Consider the following 24,317-nt stretch of genomic DNA (forward strand, 5'->3'; position numbering starts at 1 on the left):
GTGCCTACTTCTTCGTCAGGGCGGCGACGACGCCGTCGATGTACTTCTCCATCGACTTCGGTCCGCCGAACATCCAGGTTCCGTCGGGCAGTCGGTGTACGTCACCGGCCTTCACGAAGGGCAGCGAGGTCCACACCGAGTTGTCGGCGAGGTCCTTGGTGAAGACGTCGGAGCCGCCCGCCTTCTTATTGCCGATGTACGTGAACTGGACGTCCTTGCCGAGTCCGGTGAGACCCTCGACGTCGGTGGTGGCCAGGCCGTAGTCCTTGTCGCCCTTGACCTTCCAGGCGTTCTTCAGGCCGAGGTCCTCGTTGACGGCGCCGAGCAGGGAGCCGCTGGTGAAGGCGCGTACGGAGACCTGGTTGGAGGCGGCGTAGCCGTCGGCGGTGGCGATCCTCGTGCCGTCGGCGTCCGCGTCCTTGAGCGCCTTCTTGCCTTCGGCGAGCTTCGACTCGTAGGCCTTCTTGGCGGCCTTGGCCTCGTCCTGCTTGCCGGTGGCCTTCGCGAGGATGTCGAGCGTGTCGAACACCGTGCCGACCTGGTCGGCGCCGTCGGCCGACTTCACCTGGAGGACCGGGGCGATCTTCTTCATCTGCTTGACCGCGGACGCCGACAGGTCGGTGGTGGCGACGATGAGGTCCGGGGTGAGGCCCGCGATGCTGTCCATGCTGGGCTCGCCCCGAGTGCCGACGTCCTTGGGCGAGTTGGTGAGCGGCGCGGCGGTGTCCCAGGCCTTGTAGCCCTTGACGTCGGCGACGCCGGCGGGGTCGACGCCGAGCGTGACGAGGGACTCGACGACGTTCCACTCGGTGCCGACGATCTTGGTCGCCGGGCCGTCCAGGCTCACCTTGGAGCCGTTCGCACCGGTCAGGGTGATCTTCTCGGCCTTGGCGTCGGAGCCGGACTTCGCCGGCTCGGAGGTGCCACAGGCGGACAGGGCGAGGGCCGCGGCGGCCACGCTCGCCAGGGCGATCAGGGGGCGTCTCATGAGGTGCTCTGGAGCCTTTCGCTTCTGCTGTGGTGACGGCCTATCGCGCGGGTGCGCAGCCGTCCGGTGAAGGGGTCGGTGTCGACGTCGACGCGGATGCCGTACGTCTCGGTGAGGCGCTCGGAGCGCAGGACGTCCTCGGGGGCGCCGTCGGCGATGACGCGGCCGTCGCTGAGCAGCGCGATCCGGTCGGCGACGGCGGCGGCCTGGTCGAGGTCGTGCAGGACGACGCCGACGGCGATACCGCCGTCGTCCGCCAGGTCCCGCATGAGGTCGAGGAGTTCGATCTGGTAGCGCAGGTCGAGGTAGGTGGTGGGTTCGTCGAGGAGCAGCACGCCGGTCTGCTGGGCGAGGCAGCTCGCCAGCCAGACGCGTTGCAGCTGTCCGCCGGAGAGCTGGTCGACGCCCCGGTCCGCGAGGGTCTCGACCCCGGTCATCGCGAGGACCTGCCCGACGACCTCGGCGCCGTCCGCGTCGGCCTGCCCCCATCGTCCGCGGTAGGGGTAGCGGCCGAACTCGACGACGTCTCGCACGGTGAGCCCGCCCGGCGTGGGCCGGCCCTGCGTCAACAGGGCGACGCGGCGGGCGAACTGGCGGGCGGTGAGGTCGAAGCCGTCGGCGGCGTCGGACGTTCCGGAGTCGAGGCTGAGCGTGCCGTGCCGGGGCTTCTGCAGCCGGGCGATGGTCCGCAACAGCGTCGACTTGCCGCTGCCGTTGGGGCCGACAAGGGCGGTCACTTCGCCGGGCTTGAGGACGAGGGCCGCGTCGTGCACGACGTCGACTCCGTCGTACGACACGGTCATGTGCTCGGCCGACAGTTCGTGACCGCGCGGACGAGGGGCGCTACCTGCGCGTTCACCAGATCTCACGCCCTGAAGGTTAGCCTAACCTTACCCATCGGGGAACCCCGGGGGTCGGCACGACGGGCCGTACGGTGCGACCCACGGGCCCGATCGTGTGACTGCGCCCACCGGAGTGCCCCGCGCACCACCGGGTGCGTCTACCGTGGGAGTTCGTCAATTGTTGAGTCGACGTGGCACACCGCCGCGTCGACCGTGAGGAGCTCTCATGTCCGACGAAGAGCCGCAGTGGTCACGGAAGTTGGGCGTCGAGATGCGGCGGGTGTCGCTGGACGACGGCAGCGAGATGACGATCGTGTGCGACGCGGGCCTGTCCGAGGCGGATGTGCGCTCGCGTGCGACGCGGATCGCCGAGGACAACCGGCGACAGTAGCGGACCCGCCGCCTTTTGCCCGAGAGGCAAGCGAAATGCCAGGGCTTCAACATTTTGTTTATGATCACCGGGTCCCCGCTCCCCCTGCCCGGAGATCGCATGTCCACGCCCCCGTCCGCCGTCCCCCGCCCTCATCCCCTGCACGCTCTGCGGGCCACCGTCTTCGCGATCGGCGCCCTGCTGGTGCTCGTCGCGGTCGGCGTGCTGCTGCGGCAGCCGCTCCTGATACCCCCGCTCGCCGCGAGCGCCGCCCTGGTGCACGGCGCGCCCGGACTGCCGATCTCGCAGCCCCGCAATCTCGTCGGGGGCCAGTTGATCTCCGCCGCCATCGGGTTCGGGACGCTCGCGGTGACGGGGAGCAACGGATGGGGCGCGGCCGTCGCCGCGGGGCTCTCGCTGGGGGCGATGATGCTCACGCACCTCTCCCACTCCCCCGCCGCCGCGACCTCGGTGATCGTCGTGCTGCAGGCCCCGCACCCGGCCCCCTTCCTCTCGCTCCTCGCGCTCGGCACCGGGCTGCTGGTCGTGATCGGGCTGCTGCCGGGCCGGATCGGCGGACACCCGGTCCGCTACCCGTTGAGCTGGTGAGCGGGCGTCCGTAGCTGTTAATGTTTTTGGACCTTTGGCGTCTTGAGGAGAAGAACATGGCGGTGGACGACGACATCTCCGGGTGAATACCCGGCTCTGACAGGCCAGCGGTCGGTGCGCGGATGCATCGCCGGTGTGGCCTCACAGTCGTCCCCTTTCCCTGTTCCGGGCAGCCGTATCGGCCTGTCCGTCTCCCACGCGAGGTCTCTTCCGTGTCCGACGCTTCGGTCGTCTGCTCGAACCTGTCCTTCTCCTGGCCCGACGACACTCCGGTGTTCGACGGCCTGTCCTTCTCCGTGCCGTCCGGCCGCACCGGGCTCGTGGCCCCGAACGGCGCGGGCAAGAGCACCCTGCTCAAGCTGATCGCCGGTGAGCTGAGGCCCACCGGCGGCTCGGTGACCGTGCACGGCGTGCTCGGCCATCTCCCCCAGAGTCTGCCGCTGGCCGGCTCGCTCACCGTGGCCGAGGTGCTCGGTGTCGCCGAGATCGTCCGGGCCCTGGACGCCGTCGAGTCGGGGGACGTGAGCGAGGAGCACTTCACCGTCATCGGCGATGACTGGGACGTCGAGGAGCGCACCCGCGCCGGGCTCGACTCCCTCGGCCTCGGCGCCCTCGGTCTCGACCGGCGTCTCGACACGCTCAGCGGCGGCCAGATCGTCTCCCTCGGCCTCGCCGCACAGCTGCTGCGCCGGCCCGATGTGCTGCTCCTCGACGAGCCGACCAACAACCTCGACCTCGACGCCCGCCGCCACCTCTACGACGTCCTGGAGCGCTGGAACGGCTGCCTGCTGCTGGTCAGCCACGACCGCGCGCTCCTGGACCGTATGGAGCGGATCGCCGAACTGCACCACGGCGAACTGCGCTGGTACGGAGGCAACTTCACCGCATACGAGGAAGCGGTGAGCGCGGAGCAGGACGTCGCCGAGAAGAACGTCCGCAACGCCGAGCAGGAGGTGAAGCGCGAGAAGCGGGAGATGCAGCAGGCCCGCGAGCGTGCCGAGCGCCGCGCGAGCAACGCCGCGCGGAACCTGAAGAGCGCCGGACTGCCCAAGATCTTCGCCGGGACCATGAAGCGGGGCGCCCAGGAGTCCGCGGGGCGGGCAGGGCAGACGCACGCCGCACGCGTGGGCGACGCCAAGGCTCGCCTCGACGAGGCGGAGCGTTCCGTGCGCGACGACCCGCGCCTTGTTCTCGATCTGCCGGACACCAGGGTGCCCGCCGGACGCACCCTCGTGCTCGCCGAGCACGCGCAGGTCCAGCGGGGCGAGCAGGACCTGTTCGCCGCCGCCGGTGTCGACTTCGCGGTGCGGGGTCCCGAGCGCATCGCGCTGACGGGTCCCAACGGGGCGGGAAAGACCACCCTGTTGCGGCTCGTGTCCGGTGATCTCCAGACGAGCGGCGGCAGCGTGAAGCGGGCCGACGGCCGGATCGCGTATCTGTCGCAGCGTCTGGACCTGCTCGACCCCGAGCGGACCGTCGCGGAGAACTTCGCCGCGTTCGCACCGGGGCGGCCGGAAGCCGAGCGGATGAATCTCCTGGCCCGGTTCCTGTTCCGCGGCCCGCGCGCCCAGCTCCCGGTCGGGGTGCTGTCCGGCGGGGAGCTGCTGCGGGCCACGCTGGCCTGCGTGCTGTGCGCGGAGCCGGCCCCGCAGCTGCTGCTCCTGGACGAGCCGACGAACAACCTCGACCTGGTCGGCGTCGGCCAGCTGGAGAGCGCGCTCGCCTCCTACCAGGGCGCGTTCATGGTGGTCAGTCACGACGAGCGGTTCCTTGCGCGGATCGGTGTGGAGCGGCAGTTGCGGCTCGCGGGCGGCGAGCTGACCGAGGTGGGGGCGCCCGAGATGTGATCCGTCGGCGTGACGACACGGCCCGCTCCGAGGCACACGCCCGGCGGGCCCCACGGCTGCTCACGTCGAACGGAACACACCTCATGCCTCAGCCCGCCCTCATCGCCCACGACCTGACCCGCACCCTCGACACCCGTCGCGTCCTCGACGGTGTGTCACTCACCGCCGCTCCCGGCCGCCGGATCGGCCTGATCGGCGAGAACGGGGCCGGCAAGTCGACCCTGCTGCGTCTGCTCGCCGGCGTCGACACCCCCGACTCCGGCACCGTCGTCCGCCCGCCCGACCTCGGCTTCCTCCAGCAGGAGGCGCCGTACGACGCCACGACGACGATCGCGGACGTGCTGGACGACGCACTGCGCGAGACACGCGCCGAACTCGCCGAGCTCGACCGGCTCGGGGAGGAACTCGCCCGGACACCGGAGGACTCCGACTCCCACGCCGAACTGCTCGACACCTACGGCCAGTTGCTCGACAGTGCCCGCGAGCACGAGGCATGGGACGCGGACCGGCGTGCCGGGATCACCCTCGCCGGACTCGGCCTCGGGGCGCTCGCGCACACCCGCACGCTGGGCTCGCTCTCCGGTGGCCAGCGCGGACGGCTCGCCCTGGCCGCGCTGCTCGTGCGCCGTCCCACCGCGCTGGTGCTCGACGAGCCGACGAACCATCTCGACGACGGCGCCGCGCTGTTCGTGGAGGAACAACTGCGGGCGCTGCCCGGCGTGGTCGTCCTCGCCAGCCACGACCGGGCGTTCCTCGACGCCGTCTGCACGGACCTCGTCGACCTCGATCCGGCGGTGGACGGTCCCGTGCGGTTCGGCGGCAACTACAGCGCCTACCTCGCCGAGCAGCGGGCCGAGCGGGAGCGGTGGGAGCGGCGGTTCGCCGAGGAGCAGGAGGAGTTGGTGGCGCTGCGGCACGCGGCCGGTGTCTCGGCGCGCCGTGTCGCCCCGGACCGCGGGCCGCGCGACAACGAGAAGATGGGGTACGGCGTCCGCGCCAACCGGGTGCAGAGCCAGATCTCACGCCGGGTCCGCAATGCCACTCGCCGCCTGGAGGAGTTGGAGCGCACGCAGGTCGCCGCACCTCCACCGCCCCTGCGTTTCCGGCCCGACCGCCTCGCCGGCATGTCTCGCGATGACATCGACGACGAGCCGCTCGTGTCCCTGCGCGCTGTCGATGTCCCTGGGCGGCTGACCCTGGACCGGCTCGACGTGACACCTGAGGACCGTCTGCTGGTGACCGGTGCCAACGGCACAGGGAAGTCGACCCTGTTGGCGGTCCTCGCCGGGCAGCTGACGGCGCGGGGCGAGACACGGCGACGGGCGGGCCTGTCGGTCGGGCTGCTCGCCCAGGACTCCGTGTTCGCGCGGCCCGAGCGCACCGCCCGTGACACGTACGGGCAGGAGCTCGGGTACGCGCAGGCGGAGGCGGTGCCGCTGGCCGGGCTCGGTCTGCTACGCCCGGCCGACCTCGACAAGCCCGTGGGTCACCTGTCGGTGGGCCAGCGGCGCCGGCTCGCGCTCGCGCTGCTCGTGGCGAGCCCGCCGGAGCTGCTGCTGCTCGACGAGCCGACGAACCATCTGTCCCCCACGCTGTGCGACGAGTTGGAGGACGCGCTGGGCGCGGGGCCCGGCGCCATCGTCGTCGCCTGCCACGACCGCCGGCTGCGCGAGCGCTGGAAGGGCCGCGAGATCCGGCTGGAGCGGGGCGCGGGCGACGGGTGACCTCGGGGCCTACCAGCGGTTGCGGTGCAGCACCTCCTCGACCGGCCTGCGGCGCACCGGGCCGAAGCGGCCGAGCGGCCATCCGACGGGGATGGCGGCGAACGTCCGCATGTCGTCGGGGATGCCGAGCGCGGCCTTCCACTCGTCCTCCAGCATCAGGTGCCAGATGGTGATGTTGGCGGCGAGGCCGAGGCCGCGCGCGGCGAGCAGCAGGTTCTGTACGCCCGGGTAGACGCAGGAGCCCTCCGCGAGCGCGGCGAAGCGCTCCTGCGTGCTCGCCAGCGCGGCGGCCGCCGTGGGGCCGAGCGCCGTGACCGAGGCTTGGAGTCCCTCCTCGTCGACGCGCGACGGCGGGAACTGGTAGCAGGGGATGACGAGCGCCGGTGTCTCGGCGAAGTGGTCGCGCTGGTACTCGATGGCGGCGACCATGCGCCCGTACGCCGCCTCGTCCATGCCCTCGGGCGCGTGCTTGCCGGTGGTCGCCAAGTAGGCGTCCACACAACGTGTCCACAAAGGCGCCAGTTCCGCCATGACTGCCGGATCCGTGACCACGACGTACTCGTAGCGCTGCATATTGCCCCCACTGGGCCCCCACACGGCTGCCTGAATCAGCCTTTCGAGCAGCTCGTCGGAAACGGGTTCCGGGCGCAGTCGGCGCATGGCACGCATCGTGGCCATCGTGCCGAACAGGGGTGTGTCGTCGGCGATTTGGGGCGTCTCGGTGACTGTAGTGACTTGGGTCATGATCGCGAGTCTAGGGGTGTCATTCGCGCCAAAACACCCCCAGCTTTCACGCATCCTTCGAGACGAAACACCCAGTTAACCCACGAGCCACCTTTGCAGAGTTAACCTGGCTCTTGACCATCAGTTGACCGTACGTTGGCGATCTCTTGGCGAGAGGTCCGCGAGGGGGGAACATGTCCCGAGGTGGGGGTAAGCGCACGGCGATGGCCTTTGTCATCGCCCTGCTGCTGTCGCTCCCCCTCCTCGCGTCCGGACATTCGTTCGCATCCGCACACACCTCGGTCGCGGCGCCGTCCGACGCGAAGGCCTGCCACGGCGACGGGACGGCCCCCCAGGGGCCCGCCGAAGCGCTCCGCACTCGCGACCGCCACCGCGCGGCATCGGGCACGGCCCAACTGCCCTGCCCCTACGCCGACTCGCCCGCGCCGGACATCACCGCCGCGTCGGCGACCGCGCCGCACGCCTCGTACGCCCGCCCGGACAGATCCATCGACGAGCTGACAGCGGAGTCCCTTCAGGTCTTCCGCTGCTGATTCCTGACAGCCGTTCCCACCTGTCCTGCCCGTCCGACGCGCCCTGCCGGCGCGCCAGGAGGAATCACACACACATGCAGCCCCTCATCGACAACGCCCGCACCTTCGGCCAGCGCCCTGAGGAGTTCGCCAGTCACGCCGACGGCCAGTCCCCGCAGGTCCTCTTCATCACCTGCTCCGACTCTCGCGTCGTGCCGGCCCTGATCACGGGCGCGCGCCCCGGAGAGCTCTTCGAGCTCCGCACCGCGGGCAACATCGTGCCCCCGTACACCAGCGGCAGCCCCAGCGGGGAGACCGCCACCATCGAATACGCCGTGGAAGTCCTCGGCGTCCAGGACATCGTCGTGTGCGGGCACTCGCACTGCGGGGCGATCGGCGCGCTGGTGCGCGGCGACGACCTCGCGGCCGTGCCCGCCGTCCGGGACTGGCTCGCGCACGCCGCGGACGAGCCCGGCGCGTGCGATCCGGCCGACGTCACGGTCGGCCCGGCCGTCCAGCAGCACGTCCTCGCCCAGCTGCTCAGGCTGCGCTCCTACCCGTGTGTGGAGCGTCGGCTCGCCGACGGCAGCCTCACGCTGCGCGGCTGGTACTACGAGGTGCACACCGGCGGCGTCCGCGAACACCGCGTCGACACCGACGCGTTCGAGACTCTGTGAGCGCCGCCATGACCGAAACCACCCCCCACACCCCAGCCCCCAAGTTCCCTCATCTCAAGGCGGACTTCACCGCCTCGCTCGTCGTGTTCCTGGTGGCACTTCCGCTGTGCGTCGGTGTCGCCGTCGCCTCCGGTGTGCCCGCGGAACTCGGCCTGATCACCGGCATCGTCGGCGGCATCGTCACCGGTCTGATGCGCGGCAGCAGTCTCCAGGTCTCCGGCCCGGCCGCCGGTCTGACCGTGCTCGTGTACGAAGCGGTGCGCGAGTTCGGTCTGCCGGTCCTCGGTGTCATCGTGCTGGCGACCGGCCTCCTTCAGATCGCCATGGGCGCGCTGAAGGTCGGCCGTTACTTCCGGGCCATCTCGGTCTCGGTCGTCGAGGGCATGCTCGCCGGCATCGGTCTGGTCCTCATCGCGGGCCAGATGTACTCGGTACTCGACGCGAAGGCCCCGGAGTCCGGGCTCGGCAAGATAGCGGGGCTCCCGGAGGCGTTCTTCGACGCGCTCGGCAGCACCGGCGCGCTGGCCTCGCTGGCCCTGGGCGCCGGGACCGTCGCGATCCTGGTGTTCTGGAAGTACATGCCGCGAAAGGCCCGCGTCATTCCGGGGCCGCTCGCCGCGGTGGGCCTCGCGATGCTGGCGGCGTTCGTGTTCGACGCGCCTGTCGCCATGGTCGAGGTCAACGGCCTGCTCGGCTCGATCCAGCCGCCGCCGCTCGACGCGTTCGGTGAGCTCGCCGCCGTCGGTGTGCTCGGCACGCTCGTGGCGTTCACGCTGATCGCCTCCGCGGAGTCGCTGTTCAGCGCGGCGGCCGTGGACCGGATGCACGACGGTCCGCGCACCGCGTACGACAAGGAGCTCCTCGCCCAGGGCGCGGGCAACGCGGTGTGCGGTGTGCTCGGCGCGCTGCCGATGACCGCGGTGATCGTACGCAGCTCGGCCAATGTGCAGGCGGGGGCCAAGACGAAGGCCTCGCGCGTCATGCACGGCGTCTGGCTGCTGCTGTTCGCGGCGCTGCTGCCGGCGCTGCTCGCGTACATCCCGATCCCGGCCCTCGCGGGCGTGCTGGTGCACGCCGGGGCGAAGCTGGTGCCCGTACGGGCGCTGGTGAAGCTCTGGCGCGACCATCGCGGCGAGGCGCTGATCCTGGTCGTCACCGCGGTGTCGATCGTGGCGGTCAGCATGTTCGAGGGTGTGCTCATCGGCCTCGCCCTGTCGATCGTGAAGACCGCCTGGGAGGCCTCGCACATCAAGCTGGAGATCATAGACAAGGGAGCGGGCCCGGTGCAGGCACACCTGTCCGGCAACGCGACGTTCCTGAAGCTGCCGAAGATCCTCGACAGCCTGGAGGCACTCCCGCAGAACCGCCCCGTGGAGCTGAACCTGTCCGGCCTGCACCACCTGGACCATGCATGCCGCACGGCCCTGGAGAACTGGGCGGAACGGCACAGCTCGGCCGAGACGGAACCGGTGAAGGTGACACCGGCCTGATCCTGCCTCGGCTGGGCCCCGACTCCCGTGTGCACCACGGGAGTCGGGGCCTTCGCACGTGCGTCAGTCGATGACCGCCGCGACCGCCTCGACCTCGACGAGCTGATCGGTGTAGCCGAGCACGGTGACACCCATCAGGGTGCTGGGCACGTCGTGCTCGCCGAAGGCGTCACGTACCACTCTCCAGGCCGTGACCAGGTCCTCCTGCCGTGTCGACGCAACGAGGACGCGGGTGCTGATGACATCTTCGAGACCGGCGCCGGCCGCGTCGAGGGCGACGCGCATGTTCGCGACACACTGGGCCGCCTGACCGGCGTAGTCGCCGACCGCGACGGTCGAGCCGTCCTTCGCCAACGGGCAGGAACCGGCGAGGAACACGAGCCGCGCCTCGGCCGGCGCGGTGGCCGCGTAGGCGTACTCGGCGACACCCGAGAGGGCGTCGGAACGGATCAGGGTGACGGCGCGGGGCACGGGGTTCCCTTCGGACGGGTGCGGTGATCCGTCATCGTGGCACGGCACCCGCCCGAACGGTCAGCGCTGCGTGGGGAGTTGGGCACACGTAGATGTGGCCGGCTCTCCCGAAAGGCGGTCGGTGAGCCAGGTGATGGCCGGGCCCTGGTCGGTGAGGAGCGGGGCGAAGTGGTTGATCAGGGCGCGGCCGACGTCCGGGGTGTTCACCGCCTTGTACGTGACCTGGGCGCCGCGACCGCACCAGTCGACGGCCAACTGGCGTGCCTGGCCGTGCGGGACGAGGTTGTCACTGACACCGGTGGCGACGCGGACCGGGCTCTGCGGCTCGGTGGTGCCGATGCGCTGCTGGGCGAGGAACTCCTGGAGGCGCGGTTCGGCCTTGATGATGTCTTCGAGGCTCTGGCCGTCCTTGGTCCATGACGAGCTCTTCCGGGACGAGTAGCCGAGGATGGCATCGCCCACGCACGCCGTGGAGAGGTCCTTCAGCGCCGCCCGGCCCTTGTCGTTGAGGTGCTTGTCGGCGATCGCCCGAAGCTCCGGGTCGGACTGCAGGAACCCGTTGAGCGACCAGCCGAGCGCGCCGACGAGGTCGGTGCCGTCGATGGCCTTGGTGGTCGCGGTCAGGTCGGCGGGCGGCGCCCCCGCGTACGTACCGGAGAGCGTGACATCGGGCGCGTAGGTGGGCTGGAGTTCGGCGGCGGCCGCGGTCGCGCCGCCGCCCTGGCTGTAGCCGAAGAGGCCGACCCGCGAACCGCTGGTGACGGTGGCGTCCTTGAGGGCGCGGGCGGCCCGCACGGCGTCGAGCACGGCGTGGGCCTCGTCGAGCCGGTTCACGTAGGTGTGCAGGCGGTCGGTGGTGCCCAGGCCGATGTAGTCGGTGACGACGACGGCGACGCCCTTGGCGAGGAGCCGGTAGATCGCCAGGTCCTCGTAACCGGCCACCAGCGTCTGCCCGTTGAACACGATCGGGTGCTCAAGACCCATCGACGCGGCGCACTGGTCGCCCTGCCCCTGCGTGCCGGGGGCGAGCGCGACGAGCGGGCGGGGGCCCGAGCCGCGCCACTTGGCGCTGGGCTCGATGTACGCACCCGTGGACGCGGCGGGCTTGCCGTTCGAGTCGGTGGTCTTGTACATGATGCGGGTCGCCTTGCCCGGCAGCGGTCCGTGCAGACCGGGCAGGCTGAGGGCGAGCGGGAGCCCCTCGCTGCGGATCAACGTCCCGTTGGCGCCGGGGAGTTCGGTCGGCGGGTTGTAGAACGCGGGGATCGTGACCCCGCGCGAGACCGTGTCCCCGGAGGCCTCCGACCCGGTGGCCGCCACGGCGGGCACCGCCTGGGCGCCGACACACGCGGCGACGGTGACGGCGGCGGCCAGCAGTCGGGTGGGGGTGGCGGGCATGGCGAACCTCCGGTCTACGGGCGGGAGTCGACTCCCGTCTGGCGGCTGTCGGCCGGAAGATCGGGCAGGCCGACGGCGCGCTCGGAGCGGTCGTCCCACCCTCACCACGCGCCTTGCCGGACGCTATCCACACCGACGTTACCGGGGGTAGCACCAGGAAGGTTACGGTTCAGTAATTTAAGGCCGCACCGTGAGCCCGAGGAGCTCGCGGACCGTGCGGACGACGCCGTCCTCGGTGTTGGCCGGGGCGCGCAGCCGGGCGCGGTCGAGGACGTCGGGGTGCGCGTTGGCCATGGCGTAGGACCAGTCGGCGGTGTCCAGCATCTCCAGGTCGTTGCGGTAGTCGCCGAACACCACGGTCTGCGCGGGCGTGACACCCAGGGCGTCCTGGAGTCTGCGGACGGCGGCGCCCTTGTTCGCGGCCGGGTTCATGACGTCGACCCAGTGCCCGCTGGAGACGACGACCTGGTGCGTGTCCGCGAGCGGGGCGAGGAGTGGAGCGGTGGTGTCCTGCGCGTTGCCGAAGTCGAAGAGCGCGACCTTGACGAAGTCGTCCTCGACGGCGGTGGCGTCGGCGACGATCTCGTGGGCGGCGTAGTACTTCCGGACCTGCGCCATGAACGCCTCGTCGGAGCGCTCCACGTAGGCGGAGCGCTTGCCGCAGACGACGACGCCCACGTCGGCCCCGCCCTCGTCGACGAGCCGGCGCGTCTCCTTGACGATCCACGCGACGACGGCGGGCTCCAGCGGGTCGGAGCTGACCTCGGCGCCGCCACGCACGACATAGGCGCCGTTCTCCGCGACGTAGACCATGCCGCCGTCGTCCACGGCGTCGAACTGGGCGGCGAGGGTTGCGTACTGGCGTCCGCTGGCGGGGCAGAAGGCGATGCCGCGGCGGTTCATTTCGGCCAAGAGCGGCCACAGGGAGTCGGGTATCTTCCCGTCGCCGTCCAGGAGCGTGCCGTCCATGTCGGTGACGACCAGGCGGATGTCGGGCGGGGTGGCGGTGGCCGCCTGGTGGTGCTGGGTGCTCACGGTGGTTCCTGGTTCGCTGGTGCGGGGTGCCGGGCCGCGGGGCGAGGGCGCGGCGCCAACCAGTCTAGGAGGGCCGTCCTCCCCGCTCTGACCGGCCAACACTCTTGATCATGCCCACGCCCGCACCGTACGGTTCCGGCACTCACCCCCGCGCGGGACCAACCCAACCTGGAGCACGCCATGCCCCGATTCACGCTGGATGGCACCGTTTTGCGGTACGACGATCTCGGCCCGGCGGACGGCGTCGCGATCGTGCTGATCCACGGGCATCCGTTCAACCGGACCCTGTGGGCCACCCAGGCCGAGGCGCTCGCCGCTGCCGGGTACCGGGTGCTCACGCCCGATCTGCGCGGGTACGGCGAGAGCGATGTCACTCCGGGGCAGGTGCTGCTCTCGCGCTTCGCCGACGACATCGCCGCGCTCCTGGACGAGCTGGGCATCGACGCCGCCGTGGTCGGCGGTGTGTCCATGGGCGGCCAGATCGCCATGGAGTTCCATCTGCGGCACCCGGACCGCACCCGCGCGCTCGTCCTGTCCGACACCTCGGCGCCGCCCGAGACACCCGAGGGCAAACTGCACCGCAACCGGCTCGCGGTGCGGCTGCTCGCCGAAGGCATGGGCGGTTACGCGGCCGAGGTCATCGACAAGATGCTCGCGCGCTACAACGTGGCCGCGATGCCGGACGTCGCCGCGCATGTCCTCGGCATGATGCAGGTCACCGACCCGCGCGGGGCCGCGGCGGCGCTGCGCGGGCGGGCCGAGCGCCCCGACTACCGCGACAGCCTCGCGGCGGCCCGGGTTCCCACACTCGTCGTGGTCGGCGCGGACGACGTGTACACGCCGGTCCCGGACGCCGAGGAGATCGTGAAGCTGGTGCCGGACTCGGTGCTGCGAGTGGTCGACGGGGCCGGGCACCTGCCGGGCGTCGAGCAGCCCGAGCTGTTCAACGCCGTGCTTCTGGACTTCCTCCGCGACCGCTGCCCGACCGGGTAGGGCGGGATCGTGACCCGTTCCGCGAGCGACCGGCTGCTCGACGCGCTCGGCGCCTTCGACCAGGACCACCCCTCGCTCACCCTGACCCAGCTCGCGACCCGCGCCGATCTTCCGCTGCCCACGGCGCACCGGATCGTCGGCGCGCTCTCCCACTGGGGCGCCCTGGAGCGCGACGAGGCGGGGAACTACCACGTGGGCCTGCGCCTGTGGGAGATCGCGGCGCTCGCCCCGCGCGGCCTGGGCCTGCGGCAGGCGGCGCTGCCGTTCCTGGAGGACCTGTACGAGTCGACCCACGAGAACGTGCACCTCGCCGTGCGCGACGGCCGTGAGGTCGTCTACATCGAGCGCCTGTCGGGCCGTTCGGCGGTGGGCGTGCACTCGCGGGTCGGCGCGCGCTGGCCGCTGCACGCGACGGGTGTGGGTCTGGTGCTGCTCGCGCACGGCGGCCGCGACCTTCAGGACCGCTACCCCGAGGGCGGGCTCGACGCGTTCACCCCCTACACCGTCACGGACGCGGTCCGGCTGCGCCGGATGCTGGCCGAAGTGCGGCGCGGGGGCGTCGCGGTGAGTGACCGTCAGATCACCGACGACGCGCTGTCGGTGGCCGCGCCGGTGCGCGGGCCGCGCGGTGATGTCGTCGCCGCGGTCTCCGTCGTCGTACCGGTCGAGGGGGCGCGGACGCCGGCGCTGATTCCGGCGGTGCAGCTGGCCGGACGCGGCATTTCGCGCGCTCTGGGCTGGCAGCCCGTCTCGGCCGTGCCCCGGCTTCGCCCCCGGCTTCCGTCTGACGGAAGTGGCGTTGTGGGGCTGTGGTCCAGCTCACCACTGTGGTCGGTGACGCGCGGCGACGGTGCCGCGCGGTGACTGGAGGGACACCCGTCATGACCGCGTACTCGGCCTTCGCCCCTAACCAGTGGTATGTCGCCGCGTGGTCGAAGGAGGTCGGCCGGGAGCTGCTCGGCCGCACGATCCTCGGTGAACCGATCGCCTTCTACCGCACCGAGGCCGGGGAGCCCGTCGCGCTCGCGGACCGCTGTGTGCACCGCCGCTATCCGCTGTCGGCGAGCGGGCTCGACGGGGACCGGGTGGTGTGCGGGTACCACGGGTTCACCTACGACACGACGGGCACGTGTGTGTTCGTGCCGGGGCAGAAGCGGGTTCCCCGTACCGCGCGGGTGAGTTCGTACCCGGTCGCGGAGGTCGACGGGATGGTGTGGGTGTGGGTCGGCGACCCGGAGGGGGCCGACGCGGACACGATCCCGCGCGCGCCGCATCTGGTGCAGGACGGTTTCGTGACCGTGGAGGGCATGGAGCCGATCGACGCGGACTTCGTGCTCCTGGTCGACAACCTCATGGACCTCTCCCACGAGACGTATCTGCACGGTGGTTACATCGGGACGCCAGAGGTCGCCGAGACACCCATCGCCACGGAGGTCGACGAGAGTGCCGGGATCGTGCGGGTGTCGCGGCACATGAAGGACTCCGAGTGCCCGCCGTTCTACGCCCGTTCCACCGGCATCGAGGGCCGCATCGACCGGCGCCAGGACATCGAGTACCACGCGCCGTGCCTGTATCTGCTGCACAGCACGATCAGCCCGTCGGGGCAGGAGACCCCCGCCTTCCGCACGGAGATCACGTACGCGATCACGCCGTCGTCACCCGGCAAGGTGTACGACTTCTGGGCGGTGTCACGGAACTTCGCGACCGAGGACGACGAAGTCACCACGTTCCTGCGGGACTTCAACCACAAGGTCGTCATGCAGGACGTGGACGCGCTGAATCTGCTGCAACGCACCCTGGACACCGAGCCCGAGGGCTACCAGGAGCTCAGCATCAACATCGACACGGGCGGCCTGGCCGCGCGCCGCATCCTCGCGAAGCTGGCCGCCGGATGACACGGCCCGTCTTCCGCATCGAATGGCTCCCCGGCACCGACCTCCTCGACGGCCACTGCCACTGCGGTGAGCGGCACACCAGCGAGGACCCGGTCGCCATGTGGGAGTGGATGCTCGCCCACCCGGACCACCCGCAGACCCCGGACCCGAAGGACCGCACCTCGTGAGCGACCCGCTCGACCCTCTCGACACGTACGACCTCGTCGTCGCCGAACGCCGCCCGGAGGCCGAAGGTGTCGTCTCCCTGCTCCTGCGCCGCCAGGACGGCGCTCCGCTGCCCGCGTGGGAGGCGGGCGCCCATATCGACCTGATCCTGTCCGAGGCCGAGGATCTGATACGGCAGTACTCGCTGTGCGGCGGCGACGCGCACTCCTGGCGGATCGCCGTGCTGCGCGAGCGGGACGGGCGGGGCGGCTCGGCTCATGTGCACGGCGAGCTTCAGGAAGGCGCGGCGGTACGTGCCCGTGGGCCGCGCAACCACTTCCGGCTCGAACCGGCGCCCGCGTACCGGTTCGTCGCGGGCGGCATCGGCATCACGCCGATCGTGCCGATGCTGGCCGCGGCGGCCGACCGGGACGCGCGGTGGTCCCTGCATTACGGGGGCCGCTCGCGCGGGTCGATGGCGTTCGCCGAGGAGTTGACCGCCGGGCACCCCGGCGGGCGCGTCGAACTCGTCGAGGGACTGCTCGATCTCCCCGCGGTCCTCGCGGATCTGCGGCCCGGTGAACTCGTCTACGCCTGCGGTCCCGAGCCGCTGCTCGCCGCCGTGGAGGAGCTGGTGCCGCCCGAGGCACTGCGTACGGAGCGGTTCACACCGGCGGCGGCCGACACCAGCGGCGACACGGCCTTCGAGGTCGAACTCGCCTCCTGCGGGCGGACGTTGAAGGTCCCGGCGGACCGGACGATCCTCGCCACGATGCAGGAGGCCGGCATCCAGGTGCTGTACTCGTGCACCGAGGGCACGTGCGGCACCTGCGAGACGGACGTGCTCGCCGGGGAGGTCGACCACCGCGACAGTGTGCTCACCGCCGCCGAGCGGGAGGCCAACGAGACGATGATGGTGTGTGTCTCGCGGGCGAAGGGCGATCGGCTCACGCTCGATCTGTGACCGCCGTGTCCGTGACGGTCTCGGCCTCCGGCCGCGCCGCGTGTTCCGCGCGGCGCAGCAGCGTCGCCGCCACCAGTCCTCCGGTCAACACGGCAGCCGCGCCCACGAGTTGACCGGTCTCCAGTGCGGAGCCGAATGCCCGCGTCACCGCGTTCCGTTCGGCCGTCGAGTCGGTGGCGGCGAGGGCCGCGGGCAGCGAGGCCGCGGCCACCGGTACGAGCATGGAGAAGCGTGCGCTGAGCACGGCGCCGAGGACGGCGACGCCGAGGCCGCTGCCGAACTCCGTGACCGTGCCCTGGATACCTGCACCCGCCCCCGCCTTCTCCCGGGGGATCGAGCCCATCACGGCGACGGCCATCGCCGGGTTGGCGAACGCGCAGCCGACACCCATCAGGACGAGCCCGACGAGCAGTCCTCCGTACCCGTCCACGACCCGCCCGGCGAGGGCGACCGCGGCGAGTCCGCAGGCGAGCAGTGTCATGCCGACGGCGACGGACCCCGGGATGCCGAGCCGCTTGCTCAACCGGGCCGACACTCCGGTGAAGTTGAGCAGCACGACGGTGAGCGCGAAGGGCGCGGTGCGCAGTCCGGCCTCCAACGGCCCGTAGCCCAGGACGAATTGGAGCTGCTGCGTGAGCAGGAAGAGTGCTCCCCCGCTGCCGAAGGTGATCAGCACGGCCCCGATCACGGCGCCGGTGAACGTCCGGTTGCGGAAGAAGCTCATGTCGAGCATCGGCTCGGGGACGCGCCGCTCCCACAGCACGAACCCGACCAGCGCGCACACCCCGATGCCCGCGCCCGTGAGCACGGCCGGGGAGGACCAGCCGTGGTCGGGTCCCGAGACGACGGCGTAGACGAGTGAGGCCATCGCGATCGTCGACAGGAGCGCGCCGAGGATGTCGGGGCGGTGGCTCTGTTCGGCGCGGCTCTCCGGCACGAGGACGCCGACGGCGCACAGGCCGAGCAGCACGACGGGCACGTTGACCATGAAGAGGGAGCCCCACCAGAAGTGCGCGAGGAGGACTCCGCCGACCAGCGGGCCCGCCGCGAAGCCGAGGGCGTTGACGGCGGCCCAGACGCCGATGGCGCGGACGCGTTCGTCGTCGTCGAAGACCTGCACGGCCACCGCGAGGGTGGTGGTCAGCAGGAGTGCGCCGCCGACGCCCATGCCGGCGCGCGCGGCGATCAACTGGCCGGTGGTGTGGGCGAGTGCGGCGGCGAGCGAGCCCGCACCGAACAGCACGAGACCGCTCAGGAGCAGCTTCTTGCGGCCGTAGCGGTCGGCTGCGGCTCCGGCCGCGAGCAGGAGTCCCGCCTGCACCAGCACATACGCGTTGATGATCCACTGGACGTCGGCGGTGTCGGCGCCGAGGTCGGCGGTGAGGGTGGGGACGGCGACGTTGAGGATCGTGTTGTCGAGGATGACGACGAGTTGCGCGAGGCAGATCACGCCGAGGATGAGCCAGCGGCGCGGGTCCCTCGGCCGGGCGGGCGCGGGGGCGGTCGACTGCTCGGCGGCGGGCGTCGCCGTCATGCGGGCTCCTTGTGGGCAGGCGGAGAACACGGGGACCACCCCGCTGGTTAGGTAACCCTAACTCAACGGATGGCGCGCGTCCGCCCCACCCCACCAGGGGCCGTCAGTACCTATAGCGCGCGATGCATGATGTGCAGTCCGACCCTGCCGTGGTGCGGGTGGTCGTACGCCTGGGGCACCGTGCCGAGGATCGTGAAGCCGAGCGAAGTCCACAGCCGGACGGCCGGGTTGGTCTCGACGACGGCGTTGAAGACCATGGCGCGGTAGCCGTCCCGCTCGGCCACGGTCAGCACGTGTTCGGCGAGGGCGCGGCCGTAGCCGTGGCCGCCGTGGTCGGGGTCGACCATGAACCCGGCGTTCGCGGTGTCCCGCGCGGGACCGCCGTAGTTGGGCTTCACGTAGGCCGTCGCGACGACGGTGCCCGCGTCGTCCTCCATGACGAGGACGCGCTTGCCCGCGCCCTCGGTCCACAGGGCGCGGGCCTCGGGCTCGCTGGTGTCGGGGTCCCAGGCGTAGGCCTCGCCCGCGCGCACGATCCGCCGCCAGAACGGCCAGATCCGCTCCCAGTCACCGTCCCCGATGTCTCTGATCTTCATGGGGCCGAGTCTGGCACGGGTCCGGCCGCCCTGTCGGGGCCGCCCAGTTGGTGAACTCACGTCTGGTCAGCTGGTGAACGCCGCGTTCGGTGTCCTGGCCTTCCGGTCGCCGGATGTCGGTGGGGCCAGGACCAGCATCGCGCCGAGCCCGAGGGCCGCGACGCCCGCGAAGAACCAGAAGCCCCAGGGGTGGGCGACGCCCGCCGTGACGAGGGCGCCGGTGACGAACGGTCCGGTGATCGAGCCGAGCCGGCCCACCGCGGAGGCGAGGCCGAGCGCGGTGCCGCGGGTGTTGGCCGGGAAGACCTGGGCGACGTACCCGTAGATGAGGACCTGCGCGGAGAACACGAAGACGCCGGTGAGCAGCACCAGTGCGTTCAGCAGCAGGCTGCTGTCGATGCGCAGGCTCAGGACGGCGAGCAGTACGGCGCCCGCGGCGAACCAGATGCGGGCCACGCGCCGGATGCCGTACTTGTCGGCGACGATCCCGGCGACGACGAGCCCGATGACGGCGCCGACGTTGAGGATCAGCAGGAGCGCGATGGAGCGGGAGATGGGGTAGCCGGCGCTGCGCATGAGCTGGGGCAGCCAGGTGTTGAGGCCGTAGACGAGCAGCAGGCCCATGAAGGATCCGCCCCACACGGCGAGCGTGGTGCGGCGCACGCGCGGGCCGAGCAGGTCGCGCATGCCGATGCGTTCGGCCTCGGGCTGCTGCTTGGCGGCGAGGTACGCGGCGGACTCCGGCAGCTTCCACCACATCAGCGGGACGACGAGCAGGCCCGCGACTCCCCCGCCGTAGAACAGCCAGTGCCAGTCACCGGCGACGGCGAGCGCGAGCACCGAGGTGAGCACCGCGCCGACGTGGTAGCCGGTCATGGTGAACGTGCTGGCGCTGGCGCGGCGGCGTTCGGGCAGGTTCTCCGACATGACGGTCAGGGCGACCGGCATGCAGGCGCCGAGGCCGAGGCCTGCGAGGAAGCGCAGGGCGCCGAACACGGCCACGTTCGGGGCGAGCGGTGTCACCAGGGTGAACACCGAGAACAGCAGCACCGAGCCGATGAGCATGCCGCGCCGGCCGAAGCGGTCGGTGAGCGGGCCGAGCCCCGCGGCGCCGACCGCGACCCCGACGAGGGAGACGGTGGCGACCGCGGTGGCATCGGCGGCGGTGAAGCCGAGGTGGTGCGTCTTGAGCAGGGTCGGGATGGTGGCGCCGAGCGCCACCAGGTCGTACCCCTCGAGCAGAACGGTCAGCCAGCACAGCACCGCCGTGCTGGCTGCCCGATGGGGAGACGTCGTCATTGGCGTGCTCCTTGCCGGATGAGCGGATGGGGACAGGGACGGGACGCGCTGCTCCTGGGGGACGGGGGACTTTTCCGAAGGGACCTGACCCTTCTGCGGGGGTCAGAAGGGGTACGGCGCGATCTGCGGGCGCACGGTCACCCACTGCGTCTCGGTGAACGCCTCGATGTTGGCCTGCGCGCCGCCGAACCGGGATCCGTTGCCGGAGTCGCCGACGCCGCCGAAGGGCGCGCCCGGCTCGTCCATGACGGTCTGTTCGTTGATGTGCACCTTGCCGGAGTGGATCCGGTCGGCGAGGGTCATCGCGGTGCCGACGTCACCGAGGATGCCGACGGACAGGCCGTACGGGGAGGCGTCGACGATGCGGGCCGCCTCGTCGAGGTCGCGGTAGGTGCGCACGGGTGCGACGGGCCCGAAGATCTCCTCGCGCCAGGCCGGGCTGTCGTCGTCGAGGCCGGTGAGAACGGTCGCCGGGTAGTACGGGGCGTCGGCCTTGCCGCCCGCGACGACCGTCGCGCCCGCGGCGACGCTGTCGGTCACCACCTTGTCGATGTGGGCGAGTTGCCGGCCGTCGATGATCGGGCCGAGCGCGACATCGCCGGCGGCGGGGTCGCCGACCGGCAGCCGGTTCGCCTTCTCGGCGAGCAGCGCCACGTACTCCTCGGCCTGCGACTCGTGGACGAGGTGGCGTCCGGTGGCCATGCAGATCTGGCCCTGGTGGAGGTACGAGCCGAACGCGCCGGCCGAGGCGGCCGCGGGCAGATCGGCGCGGGGGAGGACGACGAGGGCGTTGTTGCCGCCGAGTTCGAGGTGGACCTTCTTGAGGTTGCGGGCGGCGGCCTCACCGACCTTGCGGCCCGCGGCAGTCGAGCCGGTGAAGGAGACGACGGAGACCTCGGGCGCCTCGACGACGGCGGCGCCGACGCTCGCGTCGCCGGGCAGCAGGTGCAGGAGCCCCTCGGGCAGCCCGGCCTCCTCGAAGACGCGGACGATGGTGACACCGCCGCACACCGCGGTGCGCGGATCCGGCTTGAGGAGCACGGCGTTGCCGAGCGCCAGCGCGGGCGCGACCGAGCGGATGCCGAGGATCAGCGGGAAGTTGAACGGCGCGATGACCGAGACGACACCCGCGGGCACGCGGCGCGCGAACGACCAGCGGGGCTCGCCGCTGCTGAGCACGTCGCCGAGCGGGTGCGCGGGCAGCGCCGCGTCCTCGTAGCACTCGGCGGCGGCGAAGTCGGTCTCGACGGAGGCCTTGGCGCGGGTCGATCCGGCCTCGCGGACGATCCAGTCCTTGATCTCCTCGGCGTGCTCGGCGAATAGGTCACCGGCCCGGCGCAGCACGGCGGCGCGCTCGGCGGGCGAGGTGCGGGCCCACTCCCGCTGAGCCTCGGCGGCGCGGGTCGCGGCGCGCGTGACGTCATCGGCGGTGGCGCTGCCGATGGAGCCGAGCCGCTGCCCGGTGGCGGGTTCGACGACGGCGGACGTGCCCCCGCTGCCCGCGGTCCAGCCGTCGAGGTGGATGCGCTCGTGCCATACGGGGTCTTCGAGGAGAGTCATGTTCACTCCGGTGTGGTGGGGTGGGTGTCGACCTGGATGAGGCGGGGCCCGTCGGTCGCGGGTGTCTTCAACTGTTCGCGCAGTTCGGCGAGTTCGGTGACGGCGGTGGCGGGCACCCCGTAGCCCGCGGCGAGCGCGGTGAAGTCGAGGCCGGGAATCTCGGTGCCCGGCACGTCCGGGGTGCCGAGCAGCGTCCCGAACCAGCGCAGGGCGCCGTAGGTGCCGTTGCGCAGGATGAGGAAGGTGACCGGGATCCGGTAGTGGGCGGCGCTCCACAGCGCCGTGATCCCGTAGTTGGCGGAACCGTCCCCGACGACCGCGACGACCGGACGGTCCGGGTCGCCCATCGCCGCGCCGACGGCGGCGGGCAGGCCGAAGCCGAGTCCGCCGGAGGCCGGGAAGAAGTAGGAGCCGGGGTGTCGCAGGTCCATCTGGCGCCACCAGGCGCCGTTGGTGGAGGTCGACTCGACGACGTAGCGGGTGTCGGGTGGCTGGGTGTCACGGAGGGTGGCGAAGACCTCCTCGGGGTGGAGGGCCGCGCCGGGGGCGGTAAGGGGTTCGGGCGGAGGCGTGAACTCCCTTGACCCGCTTGCGCGTTGAGGGAGTCGGGTGATCAGCGCCGTCAGCACCGGTCCCGGGTCCGCGACCAGCGCCTCCCCCATCGGCGCGCGGGCCGCGGCGCCCGCGTCGTCGGTGACCTGGATCAGCCGGGCGCCCTCGGGCAGATAGGGGCCCGGCACGTGCTGGTGGTAGCGGAAGACGGGCGCGCCGACGACGAGCACCAGGTCGTGCCCGGCCAGCGCCGACGACACGGAGCCGATCCCCGCGGGCAGCACACCGCGCAGCAGCGGATGCCGGTTGGGGAACGGGAGGCGGTGCGGGGACGGTGCCACCCACACCGGCAGGTCGAGGTGTTCGGCGCAGGCCACGGCCCGGTCGAAGTGCCCGGCCGCGTCGATGTCACCGCCGAGGACGAGCACGGGATTGCGGGCGGCGCCCACCTCCCGAACGAGGTCGTCGAGTTGCGCCTCGTCGGGGGTGAGAGCGCGGCGTACCCGCCGCTCCAGAACCTCGGAGGCCCCCGCGTCGAGGTCGGCGTCCCAGTCGTCGTAGGGCACGGAGAGATAGCTGGGCCTGCGCTGCAGTTCGGCCTCGAAGACCGCCTGGGCCAGCGAGCGCGGGACGTCGGCGGCGCAGGCCGGTTCGGCGGAGTGGCCGACGAGCGGGCGCATCAGCTGCGGGGCGTCGACGTTGGCGAGCATCGCCTCCAGGCCGACGGCGGAGCGCACCTGCTGGCCCGCCGTGAGCACCAGCGGCGAGCGGGCGTACACGGCGTTGGTGAGCGCGCCCATCGCGTTGCCCGAACCGGCGGCCGCGTGCAGGTTGACCAGTGCCGGTCGTCCTGTGACCTGCGCGTATCCGTCGGCCATGCCGACGACGACGCCTTCGTGCAGGCCGAGGACGTAGCGGAAGGACTCGGGCAGTCCCGCCAGGAAGGGCAGCTCGTTCGATCCGGGGTTTCCGAAGATCGTCGTCAGTCCCTGGCGCTCCAGGAACGCGTGGGCGATCCGGCGTGCGGTCGGCATGCGCAGACTCCTCCTTGACCGGCGGTGATGTGGTTGAGCCTAGAAATAAAGCCGAGTGTGCTCCAATCAATGTTGCCTACCTGCTTCATAGACAGCATCGATAATGGTGGGTGACAGACGGGAGCCATCATGCGGGACTTCGACCTCAACCTCGTGCGGACCTTCGTGCTGCTCTACGAGACCCGGAGCGTGACGGCGACCGCCGAGGCGCTGCACGTGACCCAGCCGACCGTGAGCTATGGGCTGCAGAAACTGCGCCGCCGCTTCGACGACGAGCTGTTCCGCCGCACGGGCGCGGGTCTCGCCCCGACGACCACGGCCCGCGCCCTGTACGAGCCGCTGCACCGCGCCCTCTCGGAGATCGAGACGACCCTCAGCGGCTCCCGCTCCTTCGACCCGGCGACGGCGCGCGCCGCGTTCACCGTGTGCCTGTCCGACCTCGGCGAGGTGGCTCTGCTGCCGCGGCTGATGGCCGCGCTGCCACGACAGGCGCCGGGCACCACGCTCACGGTGCGGCCGCTCGACATCCGGGGCGCCGCCGACCAGTTGGGCCGTGGCGAGATCGACGCGTTCATCGCCTCGCCGCTGCTCGGCTCGCCGCGGGTGGAGCGGATCCCGCTGTTCGCCGAGGGGTACGTCGCCGTGGTGGCCCGCGATCACCCACGGCTGCGCGGCCGCTCCGTGGACCTGGCCGCGCTCGGCGCCGAACAGCATGTGACGGTCTCCGGGCCCGCCGGGCACGAGGGGCCGCGCCGCGCCCTGGAGGCGCACGGGCTGCTGCACCGCGTGGTGCTCGACGTGACCCGTTTCGCGGGTCTGCCGTACCTCATCCAGGACAGCGAACTCGTGGCGGTGGCACCCCGGTTGGTGGCCCGCATGTTCGCCGCGGATCACCGGGTGCGGCTGCTTGAACTTCCGATCGACATCGAGCCGGCGCAGGTCTCGGTCTACGCCCGGCACGCGCACGCCCGCACTCCGGCGCAGCACTGGCTGGTGGACTTCATGCGCAACACCCTGGTCGACGCAACGGAGGCGTGAA

At 71.7% G+C, this 24,317-nt stretch carries 24 protein-coding genes; 13 read left to right on the plus strand and 11 right to left on the minus strand.

Annotation, left to right across the window (positions count from 1 at the left end):
- Positions 1 to 4: 4 nt before the first annotated feature.
- Together ACFYWS_RS16460 and ACFYWS_RS16465 are read right to left on the minus strand one after the other, a co-directional pair.
- Positions 5 to 988 carry an ABC transporter substrate-binding protein gene (locus ACFYWS_RS16460; RefSeq protein ID WP_389276016.1) on the minus strand — a complete coding sequence of 328 codons (984 nt, stop codon included), beginning with the start codon at positions 986 to 988 and terminating at the stop codon, positions 5 to 7.
- Complete coding sequence (locus ACFYWS_RS16465) at positions 985 to 1,857, minus strand: ABC transporter ATP-binding protein (protein ID WP_389276019.1); 873 nt, start codon at positions 1,855 to 1,857, stop codon at positions 985 to 987. Before ACFYWS_RS16465 ends, ACFYWS_RS16460 begins: the two co-directional genes overlap by 4 nt.
- Positions 1,858 to 2,056: 199 nt before the next feature.
- Between ACFYWS_RS16465 and ACFYWS_RS16470 the strand changes: the two genes are divergently transcribed.
- From ACFYWS_RS16470 to ACFYWS_RS16485, 4 genes are all read left to right on the plus strand, one after another.
- Positions 2,057 to 2,221 (plus strand): hypothetical protein, encoded by a 165-nt coding sequence (locus tag ACFYWS_RS16470; RefSeq protein WP_389276021.1) that lies wholly within the window; start codon positions 2,057 to 2,059, stop codon positions 2,219 to 2,221.
- A gap of 99 nt (positions 2,222 to 2,320) precedes the next feature.
- Positions 2,321 to 2,809, plus strand: a complete 489-nt coding sequence (locus tag ACFYWS_RS16475; protein ID WP_389276024.1) for an HPP family protein — start codon at positions 2,321 to 2,323, stop codon at positions 2,807 to 2,809.
- Positions 2,810 to 3,021: 212 nt separating this feature from the next.
- The gene (locus ACFYWS_RS16480; protein ID WP_389276027.1) at positions 3,022 to 4,656 is read left to right on the plus strand and encodes an ABC-F family ATP-binding cassette domain-containing protein; all 1,635 of its coding nucleotides are present in this window, start codon (positions 3,022 to 3,024) and stop codon (positions 4,654 to 4,656) included.
- 83 nt (positions 4,657 to 4,739) lie between these two features.
- Positions 4,740 to 6,380 carry an ABC-F family ATP-binding cassette domain-containing protein gene (locus ACFYWS_RS16485; RefSeq protein WP_389276030.1) on the plus strand — a complete coding sequence of 547 codons (1,641 nt, stop codon included), beginning with the start codon at positions 4,740 to 4,742 and terminating at the stop codon, positions 6,378 to 6,380.
- 9 nt (positions 6,381 to 6,389) lie between these two features.
- Here the strand turns inward: ACFYWS_RS16485 and ACFYWS_RS16490 are convergent, their stop codons facing one another.
- Positions 6,390 to 7,124 (minus strand): nitroreductase family protein, encoded by a 735-nt coding sequence (locus ACFYWS_RS16490; RefSeq protein ID WP_389276033.1) that lies wholly within the window; start codon positions 7,122 to 7,124, stop codon positions 6,390 to 6,392.
- Positions 7,125 to 7,297: 173 nt separating this feature from the next.
- On the opposite strand from ACFYWS_RS16490, the gene ACFYWS_RS16495 reads away from it, so the two are divergent.
- The 3 genes from ACFYWS_RS16495 to ACFYWS_RS16505 all read left to right on the plus strand — a co-directional run bounded on the left by ACFYWS_RS16495 (position 7,298) and on the right by ACFYWS_RS16505 (position 9,803).
- Complete coding sequence (locus ACFYWS_RS16495; protein ID WP_389276036.1) at positions 7,298 to 7,657, plus strand: hypothetical protein; 360 nt, start codon at positions 7,298 to 7,300, stop codon at positions 7,655 to 7,657.
- A gap of 74 nt (positions 7,658 to 7,731) precedes the next feature.
- Positions 7,732 to 8,313, plus strand: a complete 582-nt coding sequence (locus tag ACFYWS_RS16500; protein ID WP_389276039.1) for a carbonic anhydrase — start codon at positions 7,732 to 7,734, stop codon at positions 8,311 to 8,313.
- An 8-nt stretch (positions 8,314 to 8,321) separates the two neighbouring features.
- Positions 8,322 to 9,803 (plus strand): SulP family inorganic anion transporter, encoded by a 1,482-nt coding sequence (locus ACFYWS_RS16505; protein ID WP_389276042.1) that lies wholly within the window; start codon positions 8,322 to 8,324, stop codon positions 9,801 to 9,803.
- 63 nt (positions 9,804 to 9,866) lie between these two features.
- Here the strand turns inward: ACFYWS_RS16505 and ACFYWS_RS16510 are convergent, their stop codons facing one another.
- The 3 genes from ACFYWS_RS16510 to ACFYWS_RS16520 form a co-directional block, all read right to left on the minus strand.
- The gene (locus tag ACFYWS_RS16510; protein WP_389276045.1) at positions 9,867 to 10,274 is read right to left on the minus strand and encodes a RidA family protein; all 408 of its coding nucleotides are present in this window, start codon (positions 10,272 to 10,274) and stop codon (positions 9,867 to 9,869) included.
- Positions 10,275 to 10,334: 60 nt separating this feature from the next.
- On the minus strand, positions 10,335 to 11,672 hold the full coding sequence (locus ACFYWS_RS16515) for a lipase family protein (protein WP_389276048.1): 1,338 nt from the start codon (positions 11,670 to 11,672) through the stop codon (positions 10,335 to 10,337).
- Between the two features lie 177 nt (positions 11,673 to 11,849).
- Positions 11,850 to 12,707, minus strand: coding sequence for a Cof-type HAD-IIB family hydrolase (locus ACFYWS_RS16520; RefSeq protein WP_389276051.1), 858 nt, complete (start codon positions 12,705 to 12,707; stop codon positions 11,850 to 11,852).
- Positions 12,708 to 12,887: 180 nt separating this feature from the next.
- On the opposite strand from ACFYWS_RS16520, the gene ACFYWS_RS16525 reads away from it, so the two are divergent.
- From ACFYWS_RS16525 to ACFYWS_RS16545, 5 genes are read left to right on the plus strand one after another with little or no spacing between them, the layout of a single operon-like run.
- Positions 12,888 to 13,700, plus strand: coding sequence for an alpha/beta fold hydrolase (locus tag ACFYWS_RS16525; protein ID WP_389276054.1), 813 nt, complete (start codon positions 12,888 to 12,890; stop codon positions 13,698 to 13,700).
- Positions 13,701 to 13,706: 6 nt separating this feature from the next.
- Positions 13,707 to 14,564 (plus strand): IclR family transcriptional regulator, encoded by an 858-nt coding sequence (locus ACFYWS_RS16530; protein ID WP_389277351.1) that lies wholly within the window; start codon positions 13,707 to 13,709, stop codon positions 14,562 to 14,564.
- 17 nt (positions 14,565 to 14,581) lie between these two features.
- Positions 14,582 to 15,595 carry a Rieske 2Fe-2S domain-containing protein gene (locus ACFYWS_RS16535; protein WP_389276057.1) on the plus strand — a complete coding sequence of 338 codons (1,014 nt, stop codon included), beginning with the start codon at positions 14,582 to 14,584 and terminating at the stop codon, positions 15,593 to 15,595.
- Complete coding sequence (locus tag ACFYWS_RS16540) at positions 15,592 to 15,762, plus strand: hypothetical protein (protein WP_389276060.1); 171 nt, start codon at positions 15,592 to 15,594, stop codon at positions 15,760 to 15,762. The genes ACFYWS_RS16535 and ACFYWS_RS16540 overlap by 4 nt, the downstream gene beginning before the upstream one ends.
- Complete coding sequence (locus ACFYWS_RS16545; protein ID WP_389276063.1) at positions 15,759 to 16,703, plus strand: PDR/VanB family oxidoreductase; 945 nt, start codon at positions 15,759 to 15,761, stop codon at positions 16,701 to 16,703. Before ACFYWS_RS16540 ends, ACFYWS_RS16545 begins: the two co-directional genes overlap by 4 nt.
- Here the strand turns inward: ACFYWS_RS16545 and ACFYWS_RS16550 are convergent.
- From ACFYWS_RS16550 to mdlC, 5 genes are all read right to left on the minus strand, one after another.
- A complete protein-coding gene (locus tag ACFYWS_RS16550) occupies positions 16,687 to 18,237 on the minus strand; it encodes an MFS transporter (RefSeq protein WP_389276066.1) in 1,551 nt (516 codons plus the stop codon). The two genes, ACFYWS_RS16545 and ACFYWS_RS16550, sit on opposite strands and share 17 nt — an antisense overlap.
- A 110-nt stretch (positions 18,238 to 18,347) precedes the next feature.
- The gene (locus ACFYWS_RS16555; RefSeq protein WP_389276069.1) at positions 18,348 to 18,833 is read right to left on the minus strand and encodes a GNAT family N-acetyltransferase; all 486 of its coding nucleotides are present in this window, start codon (positions 18,831 to 18,833) and stop codon (positions 18,348 to 18,350) included.
- A 66-nt stretch (positions 18,834 to 18,899) separates the two neighbouring features.
- Positions 18,900 to 20,132 (minus strand): MFS transporter, encoded by a 1,233-nt coding sequence (locus ACFYWS_RS16560; RefSeq protein WP_389276072.1) that lies wholly within the window; start codon positions 20,130 to 20,132, stop codon positions 18,900 to 18,902.
- A 102-nt stretch (positions 20,133 to 20,234) separates the two neighbouring features.
- Complete coding sequence (locus ACFYWS_RS16565; RefSeq protein WP_389276075.1) at positions 20,235 to 21,692, minus strand: benzaldehyde dehydrogenase; 1,458 nt, start codon at positions 21,690 to 21,692, stop codon at positions 20,235 to 20,237.
- A 2-nt stretch (positions 21,693 to 21,694) separates the two neighbouring features.
- Positions 21,695 to 23,278, minus strand: a complete 1,584-nt coding sequence (gene mdlC / locus ACFYWS_RS16570; protein ID WP_389276078.1) for a benzoylformate decarboxylase — start codon at positions 23,276 to 23,278, stop codon at positions 21,695 to 21,697.
- 129 nt (positions 23,279 to 23,407) lie between these two features.
- On the opposite strand from mdlC, the gene ACFYWS_RS16575 reads away from it, so the two are divergent.
- Complete coding sequence (locus tag ACFYWS_RS16575; protein ID WP_389276081.1) at positions 23,408 to 24,316, plus strand: LysR family transcriptional regulator; 909 nt, start codon at positions 23,408 to 23,410, stop codon at positions 24,314 to 24,316.
- Position 24,317: the final 1 nt, after the last annotated feature.

Origin of the sequence: Streptomyces sp. NPDC002795, assembly GCF_042888725.1 — a bacterium.
GTDB lineage: Bacteria > Actinomycetota > Actinomycetes > Streptomycetales > Streptomycetaceae > Streptomyces.